At 64.8% G+C, this 7707-nt stretch carries 7 protein-coding genes and 1 pseudogene; 4 read left to right on the forward strand and 4 right to left on the reverse strand.

Annotated features, from left to right (window positions below; translation table 11 throughout):
- Both EN879_RS16345 and EN879_RS16350 read left to right on the forward strand, forming a co-directional pair.
- Positions 1 to 431, forward strand: a pseudogene (locus tag EN879_RS16345) (LLM class flavin-dependent oxidoreductase); the annotation flags it as partial.
- A gap of 25 nt (positions 432 to 456) precedes the next feature.
- On the forward strand, positions 457 to 1476 hold the full coding sequence (locus EN879_RS16350) for an NADP-dependent oxidoreductase (protein ID WP_024502301.1): 1020 nt from the start codon (positions 457 to 459) through the stop codon (positions 1474 to 1476).
- A gap of 186 nt (positions 1477 to 1662) precedes the next feature.
- On the opposite strand, the gene EN879_RS16355 is transcribed toward EN879_RS16350, so the two are convergent.
- The 4 genes from EN879_RS16355 to EN879_RS16370 are packed head-to-tail and all read right to left on the reverse strand — an operon-like array spanning position 1663 to position 5331.
- Positions 1663 to 2430 (reverse strand): N-formylglutamate amidohydrolase, encoded by a 768-nt coding sequence (locus EN879_RS16355; protein WP_024502302.1) that lies wholly within the window; start codon positions 2428 to 2430, stop codon positions 1663 to 1665.
- Positions 2430 to 3752: a glutamine synthetase gene (locus EN879_RS16360; RefSeq protein WP_013530317.1), complete on the reverse strand. Its 1323-nt coding sequence runs from the start codon at positions 3750 to 3752 to the stop codon at positions 2430 to 2432. Before EN879_RS16360 ends, EN879_RS16355 begins: the two co-directional genes overlap by 1 nt.
- Positions 3749 to 4396, reverse strand: a complete 648-nt coding sequence (locus EN879_RS16365; protein WP_013530318.1) for an isochorismatase family cysteine hydrolase — start codon at positions 4394 to 4396, stop codon at positions 3749 to 3751. The genes EN879_RS16360 and EN879_RS16365 overlap by 4 nt, the downstream gene beginning before the upstream one ends.
- On the reverse strand, positions 4393 to 5331 hold the full coding sequence (locus tag EN879_RS16370) for a MurR/RpiR family transcriptional regulator (protein ID WP_063170109.1): 939 nt from the start codon (positions 5329 to 5331) through the stop codon (positions 4393 to 4395). The genes EN879_RS16365 and EN879_RS16370 overlap by 4 nt, the downstream gene beginning before the upstream one ends.
- Positions 5332 to 5476: 145 nt before the next feature.
- Between EN879_RS16370 and EN879_RS16375 the strand changes: the two genes are divergently transcribed.
- On the forward strand, positions 5477 to 6643 hold the full coding sequence (locus EN879_RS16375) for an FAD-binding oxidoreductase (protein ID WP_063170110.1): 1167 nt from the start codon (positions 5477 to 5479) through the stop codon (positions 6641 to 6643).
- A partial coding sequence (locus EN879_RS16380; RefSeq protein WP_164774433.1) for a branched-chain amino acid ABC transporter permease occupies positions 6643 to 7707 on the forward strand: 1065 nt, incomplete at its 3' end. The genes EN879_RS16375 and EN879_RS16380, both read left to right, overlap by 1 nt.

Raw genomic sequence — 7707 nt, forward strand, 5'->3', positions numbered from 1 at the left:
ACTACGAGAGCGGCATCGCCTCGCTGTCGATCGCCATCGGACATGACGCGTCCGGTTTTGATCCCGACGCGCCCTTGCCCGAAATCCCCGAGACCAATGCCTCGAAGAGTGGCCGCGAGCGCGTCATCGAACTGGCACGCGAGGAGAACCTGACCGTCAGGCAGCTTGCGCAAAGGCTGGGCGGCTATTCCGGCCTTGCTTTTGTCGGCACGCCTGAAACAATCGCCGACGAGATGGAGGAATGGCTGATCGGCGAGGGTTCCGACGGGTTCAACATCATGTTTCCATACCTGCCCGCCGGGCTCGATGATTTTGCCGAGAAGGTGGTGCCGGAATTGCAAAGGCGAGGGATCTTCAGGCGGCAATATGAAGGGTCGACACTGCGCGAGAATCTCGGCCTGAAGCGTCCGCCCAACCGGTTTTTCGAGTAGAGCCTTCTTCGCAGGGAGATTTTCGATGTCGATCCAGTCCAACACCCGCATCGTGCTCGCGGCGCGGCCACAAGGCCGGCCAAAGCCGGATGATTTCCGCATCGAGACGGTTGATGTCGTCCAGCCGGGAGAGGGCGAACTGCTGCTGCAGATCCTCTATCTGTCGCTCGATCCCTATATGCGCGGGCGCATGAACGCTACGAAATCCTATGCCAGGCCCGTCGATGTCGACGGCGTGATGGAAGGCGGTACTGTTGCGCGCGTCGTGATCTCTCGCCACCCGGAATTTACCGAAGGGGATATCGTGTTGTCCCATTCCGGCTGGCAGAGTTTTGCCTTGTCCGACGGTGTGGGGCTGCGCAAGCTGGATCCCGCTGCGGCACCCATCACGACGGCGCTTGGCGTGCTCGGCATGCCGGGCTTCACGGCCTATGCCGGTCTGCTCACCATCGGGCAGCCGAAGCCTGGCGAGACGGTCGTCGTGGCGGCCGCCAGCGGCGCGGTCGGGTCGGCCGTTGGCCAGATCGCGCGCATCAAGGGCGCGCGTGCCGTCGGCATTGCCGGCGGTGCCGACAAGTGCGCCTTCGTGCGAGACGAACTCGGCTTCGATGCGGTCGTCGATCACCGTGCCGATGATTTTGCCGAGCAGTTGAAGGCAGCCTGCCCCGGTGGCATCGACATCTATTTCGAGAATGTCGGTGGTCCTGTCTGGGACGCGGTGTTTCCGCTGCTGAACGAATTTGCGCGTGTGCCGGTCTGCGGGCTGATCGCGCAGTACAACGTCATCGCGGATGCCGGCGTCGACCGCTTGCCGGTATTGATGCAGCAAGTGCTGCACCGCAGCCTGACGATCAGGGGGTTTATCCAGCGTGAATTTGTCGACCAGCGCCCGGCCTTCTATCGTGAGATGGCCGAATGGATATCGTCCGGCCGCGTCCGCTACAGGGAAGATATCGTCGATGGCATCGAAAATGCACCACAGGCCTTTCTCGGCCTTCTCGATGGCAAGAATTTCGGCAAGCTGATCGTGCGTATCGCGGAATAAATGCCGCGCAACGATCAGGCGGGGCTGCTTGGGTAATTTCTGCCGCAGCCGTGGCCGCGGGGCGTGATTGCCAGCAGCCGCCGATCAGCCGGTTGCCCCGGCTGCCGATGACGCCGAGCGGCGAGAAACGCAACTTGCCGATCTGGGCGATGGTCGCGGCGTCGCGCTCGCGCAGGCTTGGATTGCTCACGGCACGGTTTCTGTCTCGAGTGCCGGCAGTGCCGCCGCCAGCCGGTCCGCCCATTCCTCGATGCCGGACCGTGTCGACAAAAGATCCTGCCGGATCTCGACGAGGACGGCGGCGATGCCGCGATCGTCGCCATGGATGGGCACGGCGTAGTCGGCGTCGCGGCTGATCACATAGGGTACATTGGCCGCAACATTGAGCGCCGCATCGGTGCGCAGGCCCGAAAGGATCGCTTCGGCGAGACCTCTTGCTTGGTCATGCAGCACGCCGGCATGCCAGGGCCTGCTGACGCCGAGGAAGACCGGCGTGAAAGAATGGATCGTCACGATCCGCGTCTGCCGGCCTGCTTGTGCCCGGCGGTCGAGATAAGCGGTCACCCGGTCATGGAACGGCGAAAAGATGATCTCGGCGCGCCGGGTCCGCTCCGCCGCATCGATGCCGACATTCCCGGGAATGTCGGTGTCTTCCGACAGTACCGGAATGCTGCCTGGCGTGCCCAGTGGCCGGTTGAGGTCGATCAGCAGCCGCGAATAGCCGCTGAGGAAGGCCGGAGCATCGAGCTTCGACGACAGCAGGCGGGTCACTTCGGCGGCGCCGATATCCCAGGCGATGTGGCGCTGCAGATGGTGGGCATCGAGGCCAAGCTGTCGATACTCGACCGGCATGTGGTTGGACGCATGCTCGCACAACAGCACGATATCGGAACGGCCGTGCTCGTTGAGGGCCTCGACGGCCTCGGGCCAATCTTTTTTTGTCACTGCGGTCATCAATAGAGCGTCCGGTAGAGATCGCAGATGGAGGCCGGATCGAGACCGGCAAGACGCTCGGCTTCATGTCGCTTGAGGCCGACGAAGGTTTCGATGAAGACGGGCGCGAACCATCCCGTCACGGTGCCGTCGGCCAGCAGCGCGTCCAGTGCCGCGGGCAGGGTTTCGGGCAGGCGCACCAGACCAAGACTTGCCCGCTCCGCCTCGCTCATCAGTGTCGGGTCGCCGGTGACCAAAGGTGGCGACGGCAGGCCCGCCTCCAGCCCCTCCAGCCCGGCGCGGATGATCGCCGCCAGCGACAGATAGGGATTGCCGGTGGCGTCGGCGGCCCGGTATTCGATGTTGTATTGCCGCGCCGGATCCCGTCCGCCGATCGTCACCGTCGGGCAGATGCGCAGCGACGCCTCGCGGTCGCGGTCGGCAAGCCAGGTGTAGGAAGAACTCCAGCTGTGCGGCTTCAGCCGGTAGAAGGACGACACGCTCGACGCCGTCATGGCGGTCATCCCAGGCAGATGGCGCAGCACGCCGGCACAGAAGGCGCCCGCTTTGGCGGAAAGGCCGCCCGCCAGTGCCGGATCGTAAGTCATCGGCTTGCCGGCCTCGTCGACGAAGCTGAAATGGATGTGGACGCCGTTGCCGACGGCGGTTGGCGCTGTCTTGGGGGCGAAGCTCGCACGCCAGCCGGCATTGCGCGCCAACTCGCGCGTGATTTCGCGGATGGCGACGGCGCGGTCGGCCGCCGTCAGCGCGTCCGCCGGCTCGTGCGTCACCTCGAACTGCTCGTCGCCGAATTCGGCGATGACCACCTCGGGCGCGACGCCGGCTTCCTCGAGCGCCGCCATCAGATTGGGCGCGAAAGGGTCGGCGCGGCGCAGTGCGGCGAAAGACATTGAATGCGCCTGTGCGAAGCCGCCGTCGGCAACGTTGAATTCGTGCTCGAAAGCGGCGATGACCGACAGGCCGGTTGCGGCTTTCAAATCGGCCAGCGCGTCTTTGAGCATCGTGCGGGTGCAGCCGAGCCATGGGCTGCCGTCGAGCTCGACGATGTCGCCGGCGACCATATCGAATGGCGTTGCCGATCCGGTGCGTGTCGTGCGAAAGCGCGCTTCGAGATCGGGGATCAGCCGCAGGTCGCCCGACGAGCCCCAGGGGTTGGGATCGACGATCGAGTTGAACGGTGTCAGCGACAGATTGGCCTGCAGCCAACCGACGCCGGTCGTGGCGGTCTTCTGCAACTTGCTTTCGGCAACGAAACGGCCCCGCGTGACGGCGGAGAGATCCGTGGTGACGACGGCAACCAGAGGCTCGACAGTCGACGTCATGCCGGTTTTCCCAAAGCGTTGAAGCGGTCGACGACCGTGTCGGTGTCAGCCACCCAGCAGTAGCCGCCGAAGGCCTTGAGCGCGATGTCGTGGCGTTCCTGGGTGATGGTGGCGCAGGCATCCGATACGCAGGTGACAAGATAGCCGCGGTCGGCGCCGTCGCGCACCGCCATGTCGACGCATTGATCGGTCAGCACGCCGACCACGACGAGATAGCGGATGCCGAGGTTCTTGAGGAGATAGTCGACATTGGTCGAATTGAAGATGCCCGACGACGTCTTCGGCAACATGATCTCGTCGCCAACCGGCGCCAGCGATGCCACCGGCAGTCCTTCGGGGAGACTGGGCGCAACATGGATCGGTGTCAGCTTGTGGTCGAGCGAGCGCTCACGGCCGTCTTCGGTCAGGCTCTGAATGATGGTGTGCAGCACCTCGACGCCATTGGCCCGCGCCGCCGCCAGCAGGCGCTCCTGGTTGGGGATCGTCTGCGAGGATGTCTGCCGGTAAAAATAATGATCGGGGCCACGTTCCGGATGCGACGGATCGGCGCCCGGCTCCAGCCAGATGCGCTGCATGTCGACGAGTAGCAGTGCCGTTTCGCCGGCACGGAAGGCTTCGTCTCGTTTGGGTAGGGCCTGGGTCATGCTTTGTCGTCCTGCTTTGCTGATTTGGGTCCCGGTGTCTTGCGGGGGCCGGGTGTCTTGCGCGCGCCGTTCTCTTGCGGTTCGCTGTCGAGCGTCACGGCATTGGCATGCCGCACCTTTTCGAGTCGCTCGATGCGGGCGCGGGCCTCGTCGCCCAGCGTCGAAACGATATGGGCGACCAACGCTTCCATCTGTGCGATCGCCGGCGCCAGCGTGTCGTAAGGTGAGGCGACTTCGAGCGGGCTGACGATGGTGACTTCGGCGAGATCTGATATCGGCGACAGCCATTGGTCGGTGAACAGGACGATGCGCACATCGAGCGCCGCCGCTTGTTTTGCATAGGCCATCACATCGAGTTGGTAGCGGCGGTAGTCGAAGACGACGAGCACGTCGCGCCGGCCGAGGTCGGCCAGCGTGTCGAAGATCTGCGGAGAGAGCACGCCGAGATCGCGAACCCCGGAGCGGAACTGCACGAGATAGCCGGCCAGCATGCCGGCGATGTGGCGGCTGAACCGGCCGCCAACCATCACGATCTCGCCCTTGGCCTCCATCAGCAAGCGGGCCGCCCGCTCGTAAGTCTGGACGGGTGTCGCGGCGGTGGCTTTCTGCAAGGCCGTGGTGACGCTATCGAGATAGGCCAGCACGGCGCTGTCGTTGGAACCGCTCTGCCGCTTGGCCTCCATCATCAGCAGCGGCGAGTGCAGTCTTGCCTCGACTTCGGCCAGAAGCCTCGCCTGGAAATCCGGAAACCCTTCATAGCCGAGCTTCATCACCAGCCGCACCACGGTTGGATCGCTGACGCCAGCGCGCCGGGCGAGCGATGAGGCGGTGCCGAGGCCGGAGGTCGGATAGTCCGTCAACAGCAGTCGAACGATCTTCTCCTCCGACGGCGTCAGCGCAAGATCCCCGCGCATCAGAACATCGCGTATCGCCATGGGCCTCCCCGGAATCCGTGTTCTCTTGTTTTGTCGAGTTTATTACAGAGATTTAAATATCGGTCAACAATGAAGAGATGTTGACATTGCGCGATCGCTGGCCCTACCTTGTCGAAAAGCAGCCAAGAGACTGTGGGGAACAGCCATGCGAAATGGAAGCGACGTCATCGTCGTCGGTGCCGGTATTGTCGGATCGAGCGCGGCCTATGATCTGGCCAAAGCCGGTGTGAAGGTCACGCTGGTCGAGCAGACCCATCCCGCCGGCGGCCCGTCGGGCAAATCGTCGGCGCTGCTGCACGCCTTCTACCTGATGCCGGAACTGTCGCAGCTATCCATCCGTGGCCGAGAGATCCTGGTGTCGCTGCCCGAAATCGCGGGCGAAGGATCCTTTGTCACCGAAATCGGCATGATGTGGGTCTGCGGCAACGACAACAAGGCGAGCTGGACGTCGGCAGCCGAACGCATCCGCGGCGAGGGCGCGCGCATCAAGACATTGTCGCCGCAGGCCTTTGCCGATGCCGCACCGGGCTTTGCCCTGGACAATGTCGCGCTGGCGCTGTGGGAACCCGAGTATGGCTATGCCGATGCCTTCGGCGCCACCAATGCTATTGCCCGTGCCGCCCGCGCCAGTGGTGCCAGGATCATGCAGAACACGTTGGTCGAGAGCCTCCAGCGGCAGGGCGACCGCATCACGGGTGTCATCTTGACCGATGGAACGATGCTGGAGGCCGATACCGTCGTCCTGGCCGCCGGGCCGTGGACGCGCCGGCTGCTGGCGACGGTCGGCCTCGATCTGCCGCTGCATGTCGAGCGCCATCCGATGGCCGTGCTCGACGCTGCCGGCAAGGCAAGGCAGGTCATGCCGTTCGCCTGGTGCGACGACATTTCCTGCAACTATGCGCGGCCAGACAATGACGGCGTCATCCTCGCCGGGACCTGGGCCGGCGGCGGCACCGGCCTGCGCCACGAACATGCAGGCCGTCCACGCTTCGTCGAAAATCCCGATGATTACATGGAAGGTGTCGAGGAGCAGGAATCGGTCGAGATCCTGGAGACCTTCGCCAGCCGCGTGCCGGCCATGGCCGAGCTTGGCATCCGGCCGGGCTATGCCGGTCTCTACGACATGAGCCCCGACGATCTGCCGGTCATCGGCGCCATGCCTGATGTCGAAGGGCTGGTCGTTTCGGCGGGGTCTTCCGGCCACGGCTTCAAGACCGGGCCGGCAGTCGGCGAGGCGGTGGCCAAGCTGGTCACCCAAGGCGCGCAACCGATCCTGGCCCCGTTTTCACCCGATCGCTTCAGGGCCGCGTGATGGCGTCGGTGACGACGAGCGAGAGCAAGAGTTCCGGCTTCATGCCGGCCGCGTTCCGCAACGCCACGGCCGATGCCCTGTGCATGGTCGCGGTGCTGTTGCTGGTGGCGCTTGCCGCCTTCATCTTCGGCGGCGCCGCCATGCAACGCGTCGTCACCTATGCCGCGATCATGCTGACGGCGGTGCTCGGCCTGCAGATATTCTCCGGCAACAGCGGCATCGTCTCGTTCGGCCAGGCGGCCTTTGTCGGCCTCGGCGCCTATGCGACAGGCATCCTCACCATGCCGACGGCACTGCAGCGAACGGCGCTGCGCGACCTGCCGCAATTCCTCGCCGGCCATCAACTCTCCTTCGTCGCAGCGCTGGCCATCGTCCTGGCTCTGGCGGTCGTCGTCGGCCTGCTGACCGGTGCGCCGCTGCTAAGGCTTTCCGGATCGAGCGCCTCGATCGCCACGCTGGCCATGCTGATCATCGTCTACACGCTGCTGGTCGCCGGGCGCGAGATCACCCGCGGCAGCCAGCCTTTCTACGGCGTGCCGCGTGAGGTCGGGCTGTGGACCCCTGCCGCCGTCGCTTCGGTGGCGCTGGTGGCGGCGAGGCTGTTTCGCGAAACCTCTTTCGGCCTTGCCAGCCGAGCCGCCGCCAATGACGAGCGTGGTGCGGCCGCCGTCGGCGTCGACCAACGCACGGCGCGTCTGGCCGCCTGGGTGGCGGGTGTCGTCGCCGCCATGGCTGCCGGCGCCATGATGGCGCAGTTTCTGGGTGCGTTTTCACCGCGCGATTTCTATTTCGACCTGGGCTTCACCATGCTTGCCATGCTGATCGTCGGCGGCATGACCTCGTCGCTCGGCGCTTTCGCCGGCGTCATCGTCACCATCGTTTTGGTCGAAGTGGTACGCCGCTTCGAAGGCGGCGGCGAAGTGCTCAGCCTGCATCTGCCTGTCCTGTTCGGCTTGACCCAGGGCGTGCTTGCCATCGCCATGATCCTGGTCATCTGGCGACGCCCGACCGGCCTGTTCGGCGAGCGTGAGCTGAACCTGCTGCGCCGGCCCGGACGTCAGGCC

Origin of the sequence: Mesorhizobium sp. M7A.F.Ca.AU.002.02.1.1, assembly GCF_003998535.1 — a bacterium.
Classification (GTDB): Bacteria; Pseudomonadota; Alphaproteobacteria; order Rhizobiales; family Rhizobiaceae; genus Mesorhizobium; species Mesorhizobium ciceri.

Bases quoted from the DNA above. Each gene is read 5' to 3' on its own strand.
- EN879_RS16350 (WP_024502301.1), top strand. From the start codon at position 457: ATGTCGATCCAGTCCAACACCCGCATCGTGCTCGCGGCGCGGCCACAA.
- EN879_RS16355 (WP_024502302.1), bottom strand. From the start codon at position 2,430: ATGACCGCAGTGACAAAAAAAGATTGGCCCGAGGCCGTCGAGGCCCTC.
- EN879_RS16360 (WP_013530317.1), bottom strand. From the start codon at position 3,752: ATGACGTCGACTGTCGAGCCTCTGGTTGCCGTCGTCACCACGGATCTC.
- EN879_RS16365 (WP_013530318.1), bottom strand. From the start codon at position 4,396: ATGACCCAGGCCCTACCCAAACGAGACGAAGCCTTCCGTGCCGGCGAA.
- EN879_RS16370 (WP_063170109.1), bottom strand. From the start codon at position 5,331: ATGGCGATACGCGATGTTCTGATGCGCGGGGATCTTGCGCTGACGCCG.
- EN879_RS16375 (WP_063170110.1), top strand. From the start codon at position 5,477: ATGCGAAATGGAAGCGACGTCATCGTCGTCGGTGCCGGTATTGTCGGA.